Raw genomic sequence first — 19,171 nt, 5'->3', positions numbered from 1 at the left:
CGGGGTTGATGGCATGACACAGCATTCGCAGGAAACTGTGATCGGCCGGATTACCTCGGTGTTTGGGGTTAAGGGATGGCTTAAGGTTTATTCCTACACCGACCCCAGGGAAGGAATACTGAATTACCCTGACTGGACTCTGGTCCTCAACGGTAAGCGTATTCCGGCCAGGCTTGAGGAGGGTCGCCGCCAAGGGCAGGGGATCGTTGTCAGGCTCAAAGGTATTAATGATCGTGATCTGGCTCACACCTATTGTGGTGCAGAGGTCAAGGTTCCGACCGCTGAACTGCCGGCCCTTCCCGAGGGGGAGTACTACTGGCACCAGCTTGAGGGGCTTGATGTCTTCACTGTTGAAGACGAATGTCTGGGTGTGGTGGATCATCTGATCGAGACAGGCTCCAACGACGTTCTGGTGGTGAAGTCCAATAAGGCTTCCATCGACCAGCGCGAACGGCTGATTCCCTATCTTCCGGACCAGGTGGTTCGCGAAGTGGATCTGGTCGCAAAGCGCATGGTTGTTGACTGGGACCCGGAGTTCTGAGGGTGTGGATTGGCGCAGTCAGTCTGTTCCCGGAAATGTTCAGTGCGGTAACCGATTATGGTATTACCGGTAGGGCGGTTCGTGATGGTCTGCTGACTTTCAGGAGCTGGAACCCGCGGGAATTCACCCATGATCGCCACCGCACGGTGGATGACCGGCCCTATGGTGGCGGTCCTGGCATGCTGATGAAAATGCAGCCTCTGCGGGATGCGATCCATGCGGCCAGGGAGTCGGCACCTGGCAAAGCCTGTGTTGTTTATCTCTCGCCACAGGGTGAGACGCTGAATCAATCTGTTGTTGAGTCCCTCGCGGCGGAAGAGCGGTTGATTCTGGTGGCGGGCCGTTACGAGGGGGTCGACGAGCGCCTGATATCGGCGGAAGTCGATCGGGAAGTGTCGCTGGGGGATTTTGTCCTGTCTGGCGGCGAATTGGCAGCCATGGCTGTCATTGATGCGGTTACACGCCTCATCCCCGGAGCGCTGGGTCATGCGCAGTCGGCTGAGCAGGATTCCTTTGCCGACGGTTTGCTGGATTGTCCGCACTACACCCGGCCCGAGGTTTACGAAGGTCAGGCGGTGCCGGATGTTTTGTTAGGCGGTCACCATGATCAGATCCGGCGTTGGCGGCTCAAGCAGTCGCTGAGGCGAACCCGGGAGCGACGCCCCGACCTGCTGGAAAAGCGGGTGTTGACGGACGAAGAGCGTGAGCTGCTGGAAGAGATTTTGAACGAACCGGGTGCCTCTGAATCATCAGGGCATTAAAAGATTGGGTATCAGGAGCATACGATGAGCGGCAAGAACAACATCATCAGTCAACTTGAAGCAGAACAGATGACCAAGGAAATCCCTGCGTTCGCGCCGGGCGACACCGTGGTTATCCAGGTTCGTGTAACTGAAGGCAACCGTGAGCGTCTGCAGGCGTTCGAAGGTGTTGTGATCGGTAAGCGGAACCGTGGCATGAACTCTTCCTTCACTGTGCGTAAGATTTCTTACGGCGTGGGTGTTGAGCGTACTTTCCAGACTCACTCCAAGTTGATCGACAGCATCAACGTGAAGCGTCGTGGTGACGTACGTCAGGCCAAGCTGTACTACCTGCGCGACCTGTCTGGTAAGGCAGCTCGTATCAAGGAGAAGCTGGGCTGATCAGCATTGCGCTGAACAGAGTGCTTCAGAAAAAGGCAGCCGTGGGCTGCCTTTTTTGTGTCTGACTGATATAAACAGGGCTCTTAACCGTTTGCCCCGGAAGCATGCATGGTATCCCAACGCAGATCCCGACCGGAACTCAGACCTGATGACGAAGCGCTGATTGCCCGCTTTACCGACGCCATCTGGCTGGAAGATGGACTCGGCGAGCAAACCCGAATGGCCTATCGTAATGATCTTGAGGGTTTGGCGGCGTGGTTGGCGGATCAACCGGGGCGGCCCTTGTTGAGTGCGGTGCGGCGCACGGATCTTCTCTCGTGGATATCCCGGGGGCTGGCGGACGGTGCAAAAACCTCCACGGCTGCACGTCGATTGTCTGGATTGCGGCGTTTCTATCGATATCTGCTGCGCGAAGGAGTGATCAGTGAAGACCCCACGTTGCAAATTGACAGCCCTCGCCTGCCGCGCCGTTTGCCGGACTCCCTTTCCGAGCAGGATGTCGATGCGTTGCTGGCTGAACCCGATCCGGCAGTGCCGATCGAGTTACGTGACAAGGCGATGATGGAAATTCTCTATGGCTGCGGATTGCGTGTTTCTGAGTTAACGGAACTGCGAGTGGATCAGGTCAACCTCCGCCAGGGCGTGGTGCGAGTTACCGGAAAGGGCAACAAGGAGCGACTGGTGCCCCTTGGGGAAGAGGCGGTGGATTGGCTGGTTCAGTATATGAAGGAAGGGCGTTCTGAATTGCTGAAAGGTCGGTCTTCTGATGCGCTGTTTCCGGGTAATCGTCCTGTGGCGATGACTCGCCAGACGTTCTGGTACCGGATCCGTCATTACGCCGTGCGCGCGGGTATTAACAAGCACTTGTCTCCACATACCCTGCGTCACGCGTTTGCGACGCACCTGCTGAATCATGGAGCGGACCTGCGGGTTGTCCAGATGCTGCTGGGACACTCCGATCTCTCGACAACGCAGATATACACGCACGTAGCCCGGCAGCGCCTTCAGTCGCTGCATCAATCTCATCATCCCCGTGGCTGAGTGGTGTGGTTTCCGGTAAGGTTGGTGGCCGTGAAGTCAGGCCTGAACTTTAACGTCATCAGAGTGTCGCAGTAGTTTGAGCGAGTAGGCCTGGGGAACTTCCAGGCTTGAACAACAACCGAAAGCGGAAGACATTATGTTGGTCAGAAAAATGTTTGAATTCACCCTGGCAGTCGCCTTGGTGGTGGTCGGCGGACAGGTCGCGATGGCCGGGGAGACGGAGGACCGCATCGCCGAGCGGCTCACAACGGCCATCCCGGGCCTTAAAGTGACTGAGGTTCGCGAGTCCGAGGCGCCCGGTCTGTATGAGGTATACAGCAATAACGGTGACACCATCTACACCACCCGGGATGGTGGCTATCTGCTGACAGGGGATCTGTTGCAGGTAACCGATAATGGTATTGCCAACGTGTCGGAAAAGAATCGGGCCATCGTGCGCAAGTCCCAGATGGAAGAGTTTGGTGCCAGGGGAGTGATCAGCTATCCCGCTGATGGTGAAGAAAAGGCGGAAATTGCCGTCTTTACCGATATTGATTGCCCATATTGCCGTAAGCTGCATGCCGAGATGGGCGAGATCAATAGCTACGGCATCACCGTTCACTACTACGGTTTCCCCCGTTCCGGTCCAAACACGCCTTCTTTCAATAAGTACGTGTCGGTCTGGTGCAGTGATGATCAGCAGGCAGCCATGAACGCGGCCAAGACCGGAAAGCCGGTTGATGCCGGTACCTGCGAGAATCCGGTCAGGGATCAGTTCAATCTGGGGGGGCAGGTTGGTGTCACTGGAACGCCTGCTATTGTGCTGGAGGACGGTAACATGGTTCGTGGCTACGTTCCGGCCCGGAAACTGGCTGAAGGGCTAGGCCTGCTATAACACCGCGGATGCCGGAGCATATCCGGCATCCTGAACGAAATGCCATAGCGACGATGCGGGGCTTATTCAGCGTGCCCTTAATCGGTATACTATGGCCTCTCGATACAACCCCAAGAAAACCCATCAGCACCCCCAAGCGGGATCAGAGGTGAAAGTTTGAAAGACGTCAGTGTCGGAATCTGCGGATTGGGAACCGTTGGCGGCGGTACATTCAATGTATTGACCCGAAACGCCAAAATCATTGCGGGCCGTGCCGGCTGCAATATCCGGATTGGCCGGGTGGCGAGCCGTACCCCCCGGGAAGATATTGATATGGGCGGTATTCCGTTCAGCACCGACATTTTCGACGTCATCAACGACCCCGACATCGATGTTGTGGTGGAGTTGATCGGTGGGTATGAAGCGGCCCGGGAGCTGGTGCTGGCTGCCATCAAGAATGGCAAGCACGTGGTCACGGCCAATAAGGCCCTGATTGCTGTCCACGGTAACGAGATTTTTGAGGCGGCTGAAAAGGCCAACGTTATTGTTGCCTATGAAGCGGGCGTTGCAGGTGGCATTCCAGTGATCAAATCGGTTCGCGAGGGCATGGCTGCCAACCGTATCGATTGGATTGCCGGCATCATCAACGGCACCGGCAACTACATCCTGACCGAGATGCGTGCAGGCCGTGAGTTTGCGGAAGTTCTGAAGGAAGCCCAGGATCTGGGGTATGCCGAAGCCGACCCGACCTTTGATGTTGAGGGTATCGACGCCGCACACAAACTGACCATTCTGGCCTCCGCCGGTTTTGGTGTGCCGCTGCAGTTCGAAAGGGCCTATACCGAGGGGATCTCGCAGATCACGCCTTACGATATTGCTCACGCGGAGCTGCTGGGCTATCGGATCAAGCATCTTGGTATTGCGCGTCGCCGTGAGGATGGCATTGAACTGCGTGTGCATCCGACCCTGGTGCCGCGGAGCCACCTGATTGCCCAGGTGGATGGCGTACTCAACGCCGTACTGGTGGATGGCGACGCCGTGGGCCAGACCATGTACTACGGCCCGGGCGCAGGTGACGAGGCAACCGCCTCTGCGGTCATTGCTGATATTGTCGATGTTGCCCGTACCGTGTCATCGGGAAGCTCCCAGCGGGTACCGTACCTTGGCTTTGATCCGTCCGCGCTGGAAGACCTGGGTGTGCTGCCGATGGAGGATATCCAGTCGGCGTATTACCTGCGCATTACCGCAATGGATCACCCGGGGGTGCTGGCCAAGGTTGCCTCGATTCTCAGCGAGCATGGCATCAATATCGAGTCGATCATGCAGAAGGAGTCCGAGCTGAAAGACGGTCGTATTCCGGTGATCATCCTGACCCACACGGTCCAGGAGCGCCAGGTGAATCGCGCTATTGAGGAGCTGGAAGCCCTGACGGACATCGATGGTCAGGTTGTTCGCATCCGCGCCGAAAACTTTAACTGACAGGTACGCACGTGAGATACATCAGTACACGGGGGGAAGCTCCCGCCCTGGGGTTTGAAGACGTTCTGCTGACCGGGCTGGCCACTGATGGTGGCCTGTATGTTCCCGAGTCACTGCCTCATTTCAGTCTGGAAGAAATCCGCAGCTGGCGTGGCCTGTCCTACAGCGAACTGGCGTTCAAGGTAATGTACCCGTTCGTGGACGACGCCATTCCGGAAGATGACTTCCACACGATGTTGGATGAGACCTACAGCGTGTTTGCCCATCAGTCCGTTGCACCGCTGGTTCAGCTCGACACCAATGAATGGGTGTTAGAGCTGTTCCGTGGCCCGACCCTGGCGTTCAAGGATTTTGCCCTGCAACTGTTGGGTCGGCTGCTGGATTACGTGCTGGAGAAACGCAAGCAGCACGTGGTGATCATGGGCGCGACCTCCGGGGATACCGGTTCCGCTGCGATTGAGGGCTGCCGCCGTTGCGAGCATGTCGATATTTTTATCCTGCACCCGCACGAGCGCGTGTCCGAGGTGCAGCGTCGCCAGATGACGACGGTCAAGGGCGACAACATTCATAATATTGCGGTACGTGGCAATTTCGACGACTGTCAGCGTATGGTGAAAGAAAGCTTCGGGAACCAGTCGTTCCTGGGCGGCAAGACCCAGTTGGCGGCGGTGAACTCCATTAACTGGGCGCGAATCATGGCCCAGATCGTCTATTACTTCCAGGCGTCACTGGCGCTGGGCGGTCCGGATCGCAGCATGGCGTTCTCGGTGCCCACGGGTAATTTCGGTGATATTTTCGCTGGCTACCTGGCGAAGAAAATGGGCCTGCCGATTTCCCAACTGGTGATTGCCACCAACCGCAACGATATTCTTCATCGCTTCATGAGCGGCAACAAGTACGAGCAGCACCAGCTCGAGCACACACTGTCGCCGAGCATGGATATCATGGTTTCCAGTAACTTCGAGCGTCTGCTGTTTGATTTGCACGGTCGTGACGGTGCCGCAGTCAAACTGCTCCTGGAAAATGCCGCCAAGGGCCCGGTGAGCATCGAGGAATACCGCTGGAAACACGCGCGCAAGCTGTTCGATAGCGACGCGGTGGATGACAAGACCACCTGCGACACCATTCGCGAAATCTATGAGCAGAATGAATATCTGCTGGATCCACACACCGCCATCGGTGTACGCGCGGCCCGGAACTGTCGCCGTGACAAGGCGGTACCGATGATTACGTTGGGCACCGCCCACCCGGCCAAGTTCCCGGATGCCATTGCGGAATCCGGCTTGACCATCAAGCCTGAACTGCCGGCCCATATGGCGGACCTGTTTGAAAGGGAAGAGCGTTACACGGTGCTGGACAACAACATTGCGGGCGTTCAGGAATTCATCGCCGAGAACTGGAAGAATACCTGACCCGGTATGACACCCAAAAAGATCCTGCGCCGCCCCCAGCCCGATTCCGTTCCGGGTTGGGGGCAAAACCTGCCCCCCTTGCTTCGCCGTCTATACGCCGCACGCGGCGTTACCTCCGACGAACAGCTGAGCTATACCCTGAAACATCTGGCCTCACCGATGGAGTTGCGCGGCATCGACCGGGCGGTGGAGCTGCTGGCTGAAGCGATTGCAGGCGAGCAGCGGGTCATGATTCTGGGCGATTTCGACGCTGACGGCGCCACCAGCACCGCCGTCGCCATGCTCGGTCTCTCCATGCTGGGACTGAAAAGTGTCGACTTCCGGGTGCCTAGCCGGTTTGCTGACGGCTATGGCCTGACTCCCGGCATCATTCATCGGCTGAAAGATGAGGATGAACTCCCGGACCTGATGGTCACCGTAGACAATGGCATTTCGGCCATTGAGGGTGTCCGGGCAGCGAAAGAATTGGGCATCCGGGTGGTCATCACCGATCACCACCTGGCAGGCGAGACCCTGCCGGACGCCGATGCCATCGTGAACCCCAATCAGCCGGGTTGCCCGTTCCTCAGCAAAAACGCCGCCGGTGTGGGCGTGATGTTCTATGTGCTGACGGCATTGCGCAAGCATTTGCGGGAGCAGGGCAGACTGCCGGAGCCGCAGCCCAACCTTGGCACCTTGCTGGATCTGGTGGCGCTGGGGACCGTGGCGGACGTGGTACCGCTGGATCACAACAACCGGATCTTCGTCGAGCAGGGCCTGCGCCGGATTCGTCAGGGCGAGGCCCGCCCGGGGATTCTGGCGCTGCTGGAAGTGGCGGGCCGCGATCACACCGCCATCAGCTCCACCGACCTTGGCTTCGTGGTCGGCCCTCGCCTGAACGCTGCGGGCCGGCTTGATGACATGAGCATCGGCATTGCCTGCCTGTTGGCGGACAGCCCGGATGAAGCGCGCAGGCTGGCCAGGGACCTGGATACCTTCAACCGCGAGCGCCGCACCATCGAAAAGGACATGAAAGCCCAGGCCCAGGATCTTCTGGCGTCCATGTCACTGGATCTGGAAGGCTTGCCCTGGGGGCTGGCGTTGTATGATCCGGAGTGGCATCAGGGTGTCATCGGCATACTCGCCGCCCGTATCCGCGAACAAACCAACCGCCCGACAGTCGCGTTTGCCGCCGATGATAACGGCGAAGAGATTAAAGGCTCCGCCCGCTCCATTCCCGGCCTGCACATCCGCGATGCCCTGGCAGTGGTTGACTCACGTCATCCCGGCCTGATGAAGAAATACGGCGGTCACGCCATGGCTGCCGGCATGACCCTGGCCAGGGAAGATCTGGACACCTTCTGCGAAGCCTTCGACAAAGCCGTGCGGGACACGCTCACCCCAGAAGATCTGGAAGCCGCCATCGTTACCGACGGCCCGCTGAACAGTCAGGAGCTGTGCCTGGACACCGCCACCCTGCTCAAGCGAGCCGGTCCCTGGGGTCAGCACTTTCCCGAGCCGCTGTTCGACGGAGAATTCCGCGTCGTCAGCCAGCGCATCGTCGGCGAAAACCACCTGAAGCTGGTGTTGCAGCCCGCTGATGGCAGTGGGATCGTTGATGGCATTGCCTTCAATACCGGGCCAGAAGTGCCCGACTACACCAAAACCGGGGCCAGGGTAGTTTACAAGCCAGATGCCAATACCTTCAGAGGGCGAACCAACCTCCAACTGTTGGTGGATTATCTGGAGCCACTGAACTCATGATTTCCGGTTGGTTTGTCGGATTAGCAAAGCGTAATCCGACAACCCTGGAGGGCTGGCACAAAAGTCTGCCGGTTCCGGGGTGGGGGTTGCTTTTCTGCAGGGACAAAGGTGTCTGAGCGCAGCGAGTTCTTTTCCCGAAAGAAAAGCGACCCCCACCCCGGAACCAACTCCGAAGCAAACAAATCCCCAGGCTGATTTACAATCAGAATTCCGGTAGAATTCCGCCTCTGTTTTTACTCTCCATTTTCAAGAGCGAGTAAGGGTTTCATGGAAATTAATCCCATTGTGACGAAGATTAAAGACCTTCGTGAGCGCACCGAAGCGCTCAGGGGGTATCTTTGACTACGATCAGCGTAGTGAACGACTGGTCGAAGTAGAACGGGAACTGGAAATGCCCACGGTGTGGGACGATCCCGAGCGCGCTCAGGCACTGGGTAAGGAGCGTTCGGACCTTGAGTTGATCGTGCGCACCATCGACAACCTCACCTCCGGCCTCGAAGACGCCGAAGGCCTGCTGGAAATCGCCGCCGAGGAAGAGGACGAAGGCACCGTTGGCGAAATCGAAGCGGATCTGGAAGGCCTCGACAAAGATCTCGAAAAGCTCGAGTTCCGCCGCATGTTCTCCGGCGAAATGGATGCCAACAACGCCTACCTGGACATCCAGGCCGGCTCAGGCGGCACCGAAGCCCAGGACTGGGGCAACATGTTGTTGCGCATGTACCTGCGCTGGGCGGAACGTCGTGGCTTCAAAGCAGAAATTGTCGAACTGCAGGAAGGGGAAGTGGCAGGCATCAAGAGTGCCACCATCCACATCCAGGGCGACTATGCCTACGGCTGGTTGCGCACCGAGACGGGTGTCCATCGTCTGGTGAGGAAGTCGCCGTTTGATTCCGGCAACCGTCGCCACACCTCCTTCTCTTCCGTGTTTGTATCGCCGGAAGTGGACGACAGTTTTGAAATAGAAATTAACCCGTCTGATCTGCGCGTTGACGTATACCGTGCGTCCGGTGCGGGTGGTCAGCACGTAAACCGGACCGAGTCCGCGGTACGTCTGACCCACAATCCCACCGGGATTGTGGTGGCCTGTCAGGCCGGGCGCAGTCAGCATCAGAACAAAGACCAGGCCATGAAGCAGCTCAAGGCCAAACTCTTTGAACGTGAGATGCAGGAACGCAACGCCGAAAAGCAGAAAGCCGAAGATGCCAAAGCCGATATCGGCTGGGGTAGCCAGATCCGCTCCTACGTGCTCGACGACAGTCGCATCAAGGATCTGCGCACCAAGGTCGAAACCAGCAATACCCAGTCGGTGCTGGACGGTGACATCGACAAATTTATCGAAGCCAGCCTGAAGATGGCGCTGTAATCAGCGCCTTCGCCACGCTAACCCGGACAACTCCCGATTTTTAGTGAGCCAACATGACTGAACAAACCCAGAATGCACCGCACGAGGACAACAAGCTGATTGCCGAGCGTCGCGCCAAGCTGTCGGACTTGCGTGAGCAGGGCAATGCTTTCCCTAATGACTTCCGCCGTGATGCCACTGCCGCCGAACTGCAGGCCAAGTACGGGGACAAAAGCAAGGAAGAGCTGGCGGAGATGGGTATCCAGGTGGCCATCGCCGGCCGCATGATGCTGGATCGCAAGGCGTTCAAGGTGGTTCAGGACATGACTGGCCGTATCCAGATCTACGCCTCCAAGGATGTCCAGAAAGACACCAAACACTGGGATCTCGGGGATATCGTCGGCGTGCGTGGCATCTTGTGCAAGTCCGGCAAGGGCGACCTGTACGTGAGCATGGACGAGTACACACTGCTCACCAAGTCCCTGCGCCCGCTGCCGGAAAAACACAAAGGGCTGACCGACACTGAAGCCCGCTACCGTCACCGCTACGTCGACCTGATGGTAAACGAGGACAGTCGCCGGGTATTCTACGCGCGCTCGAAAATCATAAGCGCCATGCGTCAGTATTTCACCGACCGGGATTACATGGAAGTGGAGACCCCGATGCTGCAGGTAATTCCCGGTGGCGCGACGGCACGGCCTTTCGTGACCCATCACAATGCGCTGGGCATCGACATGTACCTGCGTATCGCGCCTGAGCTGTTCCTCAAGCGCCTGGTGGTTGGTGGTTTCGAGCGAGTGTTTGAAATCAACCGTAACTTCCGTAATGAGGGGCTTTCCACCCGTCATAATCCGGAATTCACCATGGTCGAGTTTTACCAGGCATACGCTGATTACAACGATCTGATGGACCTGACCGAAGATATGCTGCGCACCATCACCGACAAGGTGTTGGGGACGACGACGGTAGTGAATACCCGCACTCTGAAAGATGGTCAGGAAGAAACCATCGAATACGATTTTGGCAAGCCGTTCGATCGTCTGACGGTGGTTGACGCGATTCTGCGCTACAACCCCGACATCAAGGCCGAGCAGCTGGCGAACGAAGAGAGCGCCCGCCAGGTTGCAAAGGACTTGGGAATTCACCTCAAGGATGGCTGGGGTCTGGGCAAGGTACAGATCGAGATCTTCGAGGCGACGGCGGAGCACCGTCTGATGCAGCCCACGTTCATTACCGAATACCCGAAAGAAGTGTCGCCGCTGGCCCGGTGCAAGGACAGCGATCCGTTCGTCACCGAACGCTTCGAGTTCTTCGTCGGTGGCCGCGAAATCGCCAACGGCTTCTCCGAGCTTAACGACGCCGAGGACCAGGCCGAGCGATTCCAGGCCCAGGTTGCCGAGAAAGACGCCGGCGACGACGAAGCCATGTTCTACGACGAAGACTACGTCATGGCCCTGGAATACGGCCTGCCGCCCACCGCGGGTGAGGGTATCGGTATCGATCGCCTGGCCATGCTGCTGACCGACTCACCGTCCATCCGCGACGTCATCCTGTTCCCTGCCATGCGCCCGGAGCACAAGGCAGAAGCCCGGAAGGGCGAGGAGTAACCCATGTCCCCGGTGGAGGTACTGGCCAGCCAGCTCAGGCCCGACCGGGGCTGGAGCGAGCATCTCTCACAGGAATTCCGCCAGCCCTACATGCAGAAGCTGGCGGAGTTCCTGGCCACCGAAGAACAGGCCGGCAAAACCCTGTTTCCGGCCAGCCATCATTGCTTCAATGCCCTCAACAGCACGCCGCTGGACAAGGTGCGTGTGGTCATTCTCGGACAGGATCCCTACCACGGCCCCGGCCAGGCCCATGGCCTGTGCTTTTCCGTCCGCCCGAACGTGCCGCCGCCACCATCGCTGGTAAACATCTTCAAGGAAATCCGCGAAGACCTGGGCATCGAGCCGCCGGACCACGGCTGCCTGCAGCCTTGGGCGGAGCAGGGTGTGTTGCTGCTTAACAGTGTCCTGACGGTGGTTCAGGGGCAGGCCGGCGCCCATCAGGGCAAAGGCTGGGAAGCCTTCACCGACAAGGTCATCGAAACCATCAACCGGGAACGACAAGGCGTCGTGTTCCTGCTCTGGGGAAGCTACGCTAAAAAGAAAGGTCAGCACATCGATCGCAGCCGCCATCATGTGCTGGATGGTCCTCACCCCTCACCACTGAGCGCCTACCGTGGTTTCTTCGGCTGCAAGCATTTCTCTCGTGCTAACGACTGGTTGAAGCAGGAAGGCCTGCAGCCCGTGGACTGGTCGCTACCAACAAAATCCGACCTGCTTGAACGCTACTCCAAAAAAGAATCTTAGCCAGGAACAGAGATTCTTGCGCACGGACAGCGTAGGAAAGAGTCAGATCGGTCACGGGGCCGGGGTACTTTTTCTGACAGGATAAAGGTGTCTGAGCGAAGCGAGTTCTTTTCCCGAAGAAAAAGTACCCCGGCCCCGGGACCAGCCTCGAAAGCCAGAAGTTACTGAAGCAAAGCCATCGCCGCTTCCATCTGAGCGTTGAGATCTTCCTCCTCGCTCATGTCCACCTCGGGATCAAGCCCCAGCCGGTCAAAAGCAGAAATGCTCTTCCAGTCCATCTCGGTCCAGGGATGATCCGAGCCGGCCACCAACTGCAGATTGGCCACCATGACCAGATCAGCGTAATCCGCGGCCGGTACCTCACGCTGGAAATTGGCGTATTCCAGCGGCACGGATTGGAGATCCGCCGGGAAATCCCATTTCTTCAGGATCAGATTCCCGATACGAGGATGCAGCTGATCAACGACATTGTCGAGCATGATACTGCTGATCTGAATATCACGATCTTCAACGTACCGCAGGATTGGCAAAACACCGATCAGATGGACAAGGCCGGCCAATGTGGCCTGGTCCGGCTTCAGCCGGGTGTAGTGCTGGGCCAGAACGTGACACACACCGGCCACTTCAGTACTGGTCTGCCAGGTTGCCCTCAGGCGCTTGTCGATCATGTCAGAGGTGGCCTGGAACATCTGCTCCATGGCAAGCCCCATCGCCAGATTACTGGTATAGGCCATGCCCAGGCGGCCGACCGCCATGTTGAGGTTCTCAATAGCACGACTGCCACGGAACAGCGGGCTGTTGCACACCCGGATGATACGGGCAGACAAGGCCGTGTCGTTGCTAATGACTTTGACCAGATCCAGAATGGCGGAGTCCTCTGACTCGGCAATCTCCCGTACCTGCAGGGCCACTTCCGGAAGTGTTGGCAGGACCAGATTGTCATTTTCGATCGCACTGATCAGATCATTTTTGATGGTTTCAACAATGTTCGACATGGTCAGTTGAGGTCCGTCGTCTTTAAGTATTCATAATATGAAGTACTTTATAGCAAAAACTCGCCGGAAAGCCTGTCAACTTATGTATCTGTCGTATCGGATTGTTGCTGCTCCGGCACCGAATAAGGGAGGGGCAGTCGCTCCAGTGTGATGTCCGGATGGTTGTCGAGGTGTAGCGGGCCCGCGACGGCATTGTGCCGGACAACGGCCAGGCACTGTACGGACGTGTCTGCCAGACGAACGGAGTTGACCACCTCGCCGACGGTTTTATCACCGACCCTGATAGCGGTTCCGCACTCAGGGGCAGTATCCACGCCGGCGCCGGAAAAGCGAAACAGGCTTTTTTTGAGTTGGCCGAGGAAATGCATTCGGGCAATGACTTCCTGACCCGTATAGCAGCCTTTCTTGAAGTGAACACCCTGTACGTGTTGCCAGTTCAGCATTTGGGGAACGTAGGCTTCCAGGGAGCTGGGGGTGAGTCTGGCAATGCCGGCCGCGATTTCCGATGCCTGCCAGTTGACCTGGTTGGTTTGCTCAGAGGACTCGAAGGCCTCCGCCTGCGCTGGCGAAAGGTCACCCAATTGCCAGAGTTCAAATCGGGGCAATTTGTCAGCGGTATCCTGGGTCCTGATCAGGTGGTGTTGGCCGACCACAACACTGTCGCCCGGGGTATTAAGCTGACTGGCGATATCTTCACCAAGCTGCCGGGGCAACCCGTCACCCAGAATGCCCAGGATGCGGCCATTGTCGACAACCTCCATGGACGTACCACGAAACAGCATCAGGTATTTACGCAATTGACTGGTGATGTGATCTGTCAGGTCTTCCGGCAGTGCGAGCAGCACGTCATCCCCGTCACGCACCATGCGTGTCAGGCAATAGGCTCTGCCTTTCGGGGTGCTGGCCGCAGCGCGGGGTGAAAAAGATGGGGTGACATCCTCCAGGTTCTGGCTGAACTGGCCCTGGAGAAACTTGTCGGTACCCGGGCCAGTTATGCGGAGGATACGCTGATCCTCAAGTATTGCCCATGCTGAAGCCGGCAGCGGTTGGCTGGCGACCAGGGTCGAAGGGTCTGTCATTGAGCGCTCCCGGTTTTAGGTGTTGCTGACGAGGGGACGGTTGCTTTGGCCTAGTCTTAGCCACATCCGCAAACGACGGAATTCAGTCGGATCGACATTGCGAAATTCCGGGCCAAAGTTGGCCAAAACCACCAGGCGTGAACCAGATCTGGTGTCGGATGCACGAATTTTCAAGAGTGTCAGCCGGGGACCGATGCGGCTTTCGCCCGTGACGAAAACCGGATAACTGATTCCTGAGTCGAAGTAGGCGTGGAGTTGATCCTGTTCCAGGGTGAGTTCCGCAACGGAGTTGACCCCCCGCAGTATGCTTCGCAGCCATTGGTGGGTAGCTGAAGGCCGAAGGCGCAGCTTAATCCGGTTGGACACGATTCAGGATCATATCCACGATGCGCTGAAGGTCGGGATCTTCGGGACGGCTGCGCTGCATGAACCATTCAAACATGTCGGTGTCTTCGCAGGTCAGCAGTTTTTCATAACGTGCCTGGTCTTCTGCAGACAGTTCGGGATATGCCTCTTCCACGAAAGGAATCAGCAAAACGTCCAGTTCGAGCATTCCGCGGCGGCTATGCCACCACAGCCGTTTGTATTCGGTGTTGTCAGACATTCAGTTTCTCTTTCCGCTGGTCGGATGTGTCAGGGTGATAGCGTTCTGTATGTTGTCGGAACCAATAACGTGTCCCGCGGTTCGTTGAGCAATCCCGGGTAATCCAGGGTGTAATGAAGACCGCGACTCTCTTTGCGCTGAAGCGCCGAGCAGATGATCAGGTCCGATACGGTGACCAGGTTGCGCAGTTCAAGCAAGTCATTGGTGACCCGGTAATTGCTGTAGAACTCACCAATTTCCCTGGAAAGCAGATCAACGCGATGCTTCGCCCGTTGCAGGCGCTTGGTGGTCCTTACAATACCAACGTAATCCCACATGAAGTGTCGCAGTTCATCCCAGTTGTGGGAGATTACCACGTCTTCGTCGGAATCCCTCACCTGACTTTCATCCCAGTCAGGCACCGGAGGTGGTGGCGGGATGTGTGCCTCCCGTCGGGCGATATCTTCGGCGGCTGCGCGACCATAAACCAGACACTCCAGCAGGGAGTTGCTGGCCATGCGGTTGGCGCCATGCAAACCGGTAAATGCGGCTTCACCAACTACGTAAAGCTGGTTGATATCGGTGCGGGCTCGTTCATCACTGACAATTCCGCCACACGTGTAATGTGCCGCTGGCACCACGGGGATAGGTTGTGTGGTGATGTCGATTCCGAACTCAAGACATTTTTCGTAAATCGTCGGGAAGTGATGCTTGATGAAATCAGCCGGTTTGTGGCTGATGTCCAGGTAAAGGTGATCGGCACCCAGGCGTTTCATCTCATGGTCGATGGCACGGGCAACGATATCCCTGGGGGCCAGTTCACCGCGCTTGTCGAACCGGTCCATGAACCGGCTGCCGTCCGGAAGCTTGAGCACGCCACCTTCCCCCCGCACCGCTTCGGTGATAAGGAAGGATTTGGCATGAGGGTGGTAAAGGCACGTCGGGTGGAACTGGTTGAACTCCATGTTGGAGACCCTGCAGCCCGCGCGCCAGGCCATAGCGATGCCGTCGCCGGATGCGCCGTCCGGGTTTGTGGTATAGCGATAGGCCTTGCTGGCACCGCCGGTGGCAATCACGGTAAAGCGGGCCCGGACCAGCTCGACGTGGTTGTCTTCCACATTGAGAACGTAGGCCCCAACGCAGCGATTGCCCGGTAGTGACAGTTTTCGATTAGTGATAAGGTCCACCGCCACCCGACCGGATATCAGGGTGATATTGGTGCGCGATTGAGCCTGGGACGCCAGGGTCGTTGAAACCGCGTGTCCGGTGGCATCCGCTGCATGGATGATACGTCGATGGCTATGCCCGCCCTCGCGGGTCAGGTGATACTGGGCGTGTTCGTCACGGGTGAAATCCACGCCCGATTCGATTAACCAGTTGATGCTTTCCTTGCCATGCTCTACGGTGAACCGCACGGCGTCCTCATGACACAAGCCGCCGCCGGCACTCAACGTATCCTGAATATGGTTTTCCAGAGAATCGTTGTCATCCAGCACCGCCGCAATACCGCCCTGTGCCCAGAGCGTTGCTCCGCTGCTGATGTCGGCCTTGCTAACGACGCAGACATTCAGGTGTTCCGGCAGGTTAAGGGCGACAGTCAGTCCGGCTGCGCCGCTACCGATAATCAGTACATCGTATTCATGAGATTGTGGCATTGGGTCGTTATCGCGGGCCATAATGTGGATGTGTATTGAACTAAACTTTACGCTTGCTGTCTATTTGCCCTGACGAGGGCAGGGCCAGAATGGCCAATGCCCGCTCTTGACGTGGACACCGGACAGCATCATGACGAAAACCAAATCGAGGCAGGCAGGCCAGCTGGCCATCGACTATGAACGCCCCGGCAATCCGTCCATGACACCGGATACTGATCAATACAAGGGAGAGATCCCCGACAGCCAGACCGACCTCCAGCTCGTACGTAAGGTGCGTCATGGTGACCGGGCGGCGTTTGATCTCCTGGTCGTCAAGTATCAGTCCCGCGTGGCCTCGATCATCAGTCGGTATGTCTACGACAGCCAGGAAGTGCTGGACCTGACCCAGGAGACCTTTGTGAAGGCCTTTCGGGCGATGGAGCGGTTTCGTGGTGACAGCGCATTCTATACCTGGCTTTACCGCATTGCTGTCAACACGGCAAAGAACTTCCTGGAGTCCCGTGGGCGCCGCCCTCAAGGCAGCGCCGACGTGACCGAAGCTGAGAATTTCGAGGATGGTTCCAGGCTTCGGGATAACGCATCGCCGGAGAAGCTGCTCCAGCGAGAACAGCTGCAACAGGAGCTGGGCAGGGCGATATCAAACCTTCCCGAGGAACTCCGATCGGCTTTTCTGCTCAGAGAATATGATGGCCTGAGTTATGAGGATATCGCACGCATACTGGAGTGCCCCATTGGCACTGTCCGGTCCCGTATTTTCAGAGCCCGGGATGCTGTAGACCGACAGCTCGGGCCATTGCTTAATAATTCCCTGACGTGAATGAGGTTGCATCCCATGGATGATCGTCTCAGAGAAACACTGTCGGCCATGATGGATGACGAAGCGGATGAGCTTTCAGTCCGGCGGCTGTTGTCCCATGGTGAGCAGAACGATGTGCGCTCCCAGTGGCAGCGATGGCAACAGGTGAGAGATGTTATGCACCGGCGCCAGGTTCCGGAAGATGTGATTGATGTCAGTGTTGGTGTGAGGCGCGTGCTTGAAAGCGGCGAAACCACCGGTTCCGAAAACAGGGCGGTGGAAATCAAGCCCTCTGGGAGCTGGCGCTGGCCGGCGGTGGCTATGGTTAGCCTGGCCCTTATTGTGGGGTTTGGTGTTGGTGCCGGCTGGGACTCATCTGCACCGGAACGGCAGGTTGCCGGTGGTCTCAGTTCCGGCGCACCTGAGGTGTCTGAAAGTGCGGAAGACAAAGTGCAGGAAGTTGCCCTGCAAGGTCTGGATGAGGAACAGTGGGAGCATTTGAGTCGATACCTTCTTGAACATGCACAGCATAATAGCGTCGGGGCTGGGCGGGGATCCGTTGGCTACGCCCGGTTAGTCAGTGCATCTGAGCCGGCTTACTAGTATTCAGGAGTGAAAGGGTTGATGTTGAATTGGCTGGCACTTACCCGCTACTCGAAGGGGCACAGATTCTGTTTTCTGGTGGTCGCTACCTTTTTTCTGACCTGGTCGGCGGTTGCAGTCAGTGAGGAATCTTCAGCCTCTGCCGGGAATCTTCCTCAATCTGCTGAACAGTGGCTGGCTCATTTGGGACCGGCCCTCAACATGACGTCCTATCGCGGCGTGTTTGTCTATGCCCGTGGTGATCAGGTCAGCTCCCTTAAAATTGCCCATCGGTACCGCGATGGAGTCGTTGAGGAACGCTTGGTGCTTCAGGATGGTGGCAGTGGTGAAATCGTTCGTAAGGGCATGCGGGTGGTTTGCGTGTTGCCCGACCAGGGGCGGGTCCAGCTGGATCAGGTGATTCCCTCCGGTCCTTTTGCCGAGGCATTTTCAAGCCAGCTGATGCCGGTAATCCGCTGGTACAGTCCGGAGTTGATGGGAGAAGACCGGGTGGCCGGTTACGATGTGGTCAAAATTGCGCTCAGGGCGCGAGATGAACATCGCTACAGTCACCGGCTATGGCTTGAGAAATCGACCGGGCTGTTGGTAAAGAGCCATGTGCGGTCGGTTACCGATGAGGTTCTGGAGCATTTTCAGTTCACCAGCCTGGAAATTACTGACCGCTTGCCGGACAGTGAATTTGAAGTGCAGTCACAGGGCAAAGAGGTGGAGCGCACATTGGGTGATTCTGCTCAGTCCTCCCAGTCGCCGAGGATGGATGGTTGGGTGCTGCGCTGGCACCCTGAGGGCTTTGTGCCAGCGGCTGCACCACGTTCCGGCAATGGTCAGGCTGTGGCTTTTTCAGACGGTCTGGCAGCCTTCTCCGTATTTGTTGAACCGGCGGGGCGAATTTCCATGCCCACAGGTGCATCGCGGATCGGAGCCACGACCGTATATATCAACCAGTTTACTGTAGAGGGTCGTCTATTCATGGTGACGGTTGTCGGTGAAGTGCCCCCTGCAACAGCGAAAAAAGTCGCGGAATCCGTAGAGGTAAATGATGCCAAGGCGTATGAGACGGCCAGACGATGATTACTGAAAACGGAAAAGTGGTTGCAATTGACGGTGATCGGGCCTGGGTGCAGACGATACGTAACAGTGCCTGTCAGAGCTGTGCTGCGCGGCATGGGTGCGGTCAGCGTGCACTGGCAGGTGCGACGGGTGGTCGTGCCAATCAGGTTTTGGTGACCAACGAGCTGGAAGCGCGGGTGGGTGACGAGGTGACTTTGGCGATTGATGAGGCGGCCCTGTTACGGGCGTCTCTGCTGGTCTATGCCGTGCCACTGTTATTGATGGTGGCAGGAGCCATTCTGGGTCACGGCGCCGGTGGGCAGGATCTTATGGCCATCGCCGGCGCCCTTATCGGTCTGGTGGGGGGGTTTACCCTGGTTCGTTGGTTGCAGCGCCGATCCATTCATCGTTTCGAGCCCCGGCTGATCCGGATTATCCCTGGCATTGATGAGAACGTGCCTACAAACCCTACCGTTTTGTAAGTTGAAAATCGCGGTTCTGATCGC

The 19,171-nt window shown here is 57.5% G+C and carries 20 protein-coding genes; 15 read left to right on the top strand and 5 right to left on the bottom strand.

Annotated features, from left to right (window positions below):
• Positions 1-13 precede the first annotated feature (13 nt).
• The 11 genes from rimM (at position 14) to ung (ending at position 11,904) form a co-directional block, all read left to right on the top strand.
• Positions 14-541 carry a ribosome maturation factor RimM gene (rimM, locus tag MARLIPOL_RS13805; RefSeq protein ID WP_012138827.1) on the top strand — a complete coding sequence of 176 codons (528 nt, stop codon included), beginning with the start codon at positions 14-16 and terminating at the stop codon, positions 539-541.
• Positions 542-543: 2 nt separating this feature from the next.
• On the top strand, positions 544-1,302 hold the full coding sequence (gene trmD, locus MARLIPOL_RS13800; RefSeq protein WP_012138826.1) for a tRNA (guanosine(37)-N1)-methyltransferase TrmD: 759 nt from the start codon (positions 544-546) through the stop codon (positions 1,300-1,302).
• 24 nt (positions 1,303-1,326) lie between these two features.
• Complete coding sequence (rplS, locus tag MARLIPOL_RS13795; RefSeq protein WP_012138825.1) at positions 1,327-1,683, top strand: 50S ribosomal protein L19; 357 nt, start codon at positions 1,327-1,329, stop codon at positions 1,681-1,683.
• Positions 1,684-1,791: 108 nt separating this feature from the next.
• A complete protein-coding gene (xerD, locus tag MARLIPOL_RS13790) occupies positions 1,792-2,724 on the top strand; it encodes a site-specific tyrosine recombinase XerD (RefSeq protein ID WP_012138824.1) in 933 nt (310 codons plus the stop codon).
• 151 nt (positions 2,725-2,875) lie between these two features.
• Positions 2,876-3,598 (top strand): DsbC family protein, encoded by a 723-nt coding sequence (locus MARLIPOL_RS13785; RefSeq protein WP_036191880.1) that lies wholly within the window; start codon positions 2,876-2,878, stop codon positions 3,596-3,598.
• A 156-nt stretch (positions 3,599-3,754) separates the two neighbouring features.
• Entirely contained in the window at positions 3,755-5,056 is a 1,302-nt protein-coding gene (locus MARLIPOL_RS13780; RefSeq protein ID WP_012138821.1) for a homoserine dehydrogenase, read from the top strand.
• A gap of 11 nt (positions 5,057-5,067) precedes the next feature.
• A complete protein-coding gene (thrC, locus tag MARLIPOL_RS13775) occupies positions 5,068-6,468 on the top strand; it encodes a threonine synthase (protein ID WP_012138820.1) in 1,401 nt (466 codons plus the stop codon).
• A 6-nt stretch (positions 6,469-6,474) separates the two neighbouring features.
• Positions 6,475-8,211 (top strand): single-stranded-DNA-specific exonuclease RecJ, encoded by a 1,737-nt coding sequence (recJ, locus tag MARLIPOL_RS13770; protein ID WP_012138819.1) that lies wholly within the window; start codon positions 6,475-6,477, stop codon positions 8,209-8,211.
• A gap of 267 nt (positions 8,212-8,478) precedes the next feature.
• A protein-coding gene (gene prfB / locus MARLIPOL_RS13765; RefSeq protein WP_145768790.1) for a peptide chain release factor 2 occupies positions 8,479-9,574 on the top strand; the annotation gives its coding sequence in 2 pieces (ribosomal slippage) (positions 8,479-8,550 and positions 8,552-9,574; 1,095 coding nt in all).
• 53 nt (positions 9,575-9,627) lie between these two features.
• A complete protein-coding gene (lysS, locus tag MARLIPOL_RS13760) occupies positions 9,628-11,160 on the top strand; it encodes a lysine--tRNA ligase (RefSeq protein WP_012138816.1) in 1,533 nt (510 codons plus the stop codon).
• 3 nt (positions 11,161-11,163) lie between these two features.
• A complete protein-coding gene (ung, locus tag MARLIPOL_RS13755; RefSeq protein WP_012138814.1) occupies positions 11,164-11,904 on the top strand; it encodes a uracil-DNA glycosylase in 741 nt (246 codons plus the stop codon).
• A 161-nt stretch (positions 11,905-12,065) separates the two neighbouring features.
• Here the strand turns inward: ung and MARLIPOL_RS13750 are convergent, their stop codons facing one another.
• The 5 genes from MARLIPOL_RS13750 to nadB form a co-directional block, all read right to left on the bottom strand.
• Positions 12,066-12,899: an HDOD domain-containing protein gene (locus MARLIPOL_RS13750; RefSeq protein ID WP_012138813.1), complete on the bottom strand. Its 834-nt coding sequence runs from the start codon at positions 12,897-12,899 to the stop codon at positions 12,066-12,068.
• Between the two features lie 80 nt (positions 12,900-12,979).
• Complete coding sequence (gene ygfZ / locus MARLIPOL_RS13745; protein ID WP_012138812.1) at positions 12,980-13,978, bottom strand: CAF17-like 4Fe-4S cluster assembly/insertion protein YgfZ; 999 nt, start codon at positions 13,976-13,978, stop codon at positions 12,980-12,982.
• 15 nt (positions 13,979-13,993) lie between these two features.
• Positions 13,994-14,344 (bottom strand): hypothetical protein, encoded by a 351-nt coding sequence (locus MARLIPOL_RS13740; protein ID WP_012138811.1) that lies wholly within the window; start codon positions 14,342-14,344, stop codon positions 13,994-13,996.
• The gene (locus tag MARLIPOL_RS13735; protein ID WP_012138810.1) at positions 14,328-14,582 is read right to left on the bottom strand and encodes an FAD assembly factor SdhE; all 255 of its coding nucleotides are present in this window, start codon (positions 14,580-14,582) and stop codon (positions 14,328-14,330) included. The genes MARLIPOL_RS13740 and MARLIPOL_RS13735 overlap by 17 nt, the downstream gene beginning before the upstream one ends.
• Before the next feature lie 29 nt (positions 14,583-14,611).
• Positions 14,612-16,216, bottom strand: coding sequence for an L-aspartate oxidase (nadB, locus tag MARLIPOL_RS13730; RefSeq protein ID WP_012138809.1), 1,605 nt, complete (start codon positions 16,214-16,216; stop codon positions 14,612-14,614).
• 130 nt (positions 16,217-16,346) lie between these two features.
• Here nadB and rpoE point away from each other — a divergent pair, with 130 nt between their 5' ends.
• The 4 genes from rpoE to MARLIPOL_RS13710 are packed head-to-tail and all read left to right on the top strand — an operon-like array spanning position 16,347 to position 19,147.
• Positions 16,347-17,033 (top strand): RNA polymerase sigma factor RpoE, encoded by a 687-nt coding sequence (gene rpoE, locus MARLIPOL_RS13725; RefSeq protein WP_012138808.1) that lies wholly within the window; start codon positions 16,347-16,349, stop codon positions 17,031-17,033.
• A gap of 15 nt (positions 17,034-17,048) precedes the next feature.
• On the top strand, positions 17,049-17,615 hold the full coding sequence (locus MARLIPOL_RS13720; protein ID WP_012138807.1) for a sigma-E factor negative regulatory protein: 567 nt from the start codon (positions 17,049-17,051) through the stop codon (positions 17,613-17,615).
• A 21-nt stretch (positions 17,616-17,636) separates the two neighbouring features.
• A complete protein-coding gene (locus tag MARLIPOL_RS13715; protein WP_012138806.1) occupies positions 17,637-18,686 on the top strand; it encodes a MucB/RseB C-terminal domain-containing protein in 1,050 nt (349 codons plus the stop codon).
• Entirely contained in the window at positions 18,683-19,147 is a 465-nt protein-coding gene (locus MARLIPOL_RS13710; protein ID WP_012138805.1) for a SoxR reducing system RseC family protein, read from the top strand. The genes MARLIPOL_RS13715 and MARLIPOL_RS13710 overlap by 4 nt, the downstream gene beginning before the upstream one ends.
• The last annotated feature ends 24 nt before the right edge of the window (positions 19,148-19,171 follow it).

It is taken from the genome of Marinobacter lipolyticus SM19 (assembly GCF_000397065.2).
GTDB lineage: Bacteria > Pseudomonadota > Gammaproteobacteria > Pseudomonadales > Oleiphilaceae > Marinobacter > Marinobacter lipolyticus.
Note: the sequence above shows the minus strand (reverse complement) of the source record. Positions and strands in the feature narration are given on the sequence as shown.

Coding starts and splice junctions, on each gene's coding strand:
- MARLIPOL_RS13735 (WP_012138810.1), bottom strand. CDS start 14,582: ATGTCTGACAACACCGAATACAAACGGCTGTGGTGGCATAGCCGCCGC.
- rimM (WP_012138827.1), top strand. CDS start 14: ATGACACAGCATTCGCAGGAAACTGTGATCGGCCGGATTACCTCGGTG.
- MARLIPOL_RS13710 (WP_012138805.1), top strand. CDS start 18,683: ATGATTACTGAAAACGGAAAAGTGGTTGCAATTGACGGTGATCGGGCC.
- xerD (WP_012138824.1), top strand. CDS start 1,792: ATGGTATCCCAACGCAGATCCCGACCGGAACTCAGACCTGATGACGAA.
- rpoE (WP_012138808.1), top strand. CDS start 16,347: ATGACGAAAACCAAATCGAGGCAGGCAGGCCAGCTGGCCATCGACTAT.
- MARLIPOL_RS13750 (WP_012138813.1), bottom strand. CDS start 12,899: ATGTCGAACATTGTTGAAACCATCAAAAATGATCTGATCAGTGCGATC.
- MARLIPOL_RS13785 (WP_036191880.1), top strand. CDS start 2,876: ATGTTTGAATTCACCCTGGCAGTCGCCTTGGTGGTGGTCGGCGGACAG.
- MARLIPOL_RS13720 (WP_012138807.1), top strand. CDS start 17,049: ATGGATGATCGTCTCAGAGAAACACTGTCGGCCATGATGGATGACGAA.
- recJ (WP_012138819.1), top strand. CDS start 6,475: ATGACACCCAAAAAGATCCTGCGCCGCCCCCAGCCCGATTCCGTTCCG.
- rplS (WP_012138825.1), top strand. CDS start 1,327: ATGAGCGGCAAGAACAACATCATCAGTCAACTTGAAGCAGAACAGATG.
- nadB (WP_012138809.1), bottom strand. CDS start 16,216: ATGCCACAATCTCATGAATACGATGTACTGATTATCGGTAGCGGCGCA.
- ygfZ (WP_012138812.1), bottom strand. CDS start 13,978: ATGACAGACCCTTCGACCCTGGTCGCCAGCCAACCGCTGCCGGCTTCA.
- ung (WP_012138814.1), top strand. CDS start 11,164: ATGTCCCCGGTGGAGGTACTGGCCAGCCAGCTCAGGCCCGACCGGGGC.
- MARLIPOL_RS13715 (WP_012138806.1), top strand. CDS start 17,637: ATGTTGAATTGGCTGGCACTTACCCGCTACTCGAAGGGGCACAGATTC.
- lysS (WP_012138816.1), top strand. CDS start 9,628: ATGACTGAACAAACCCAGAATGCACCGCACGAGGACAACAAGCTGATT.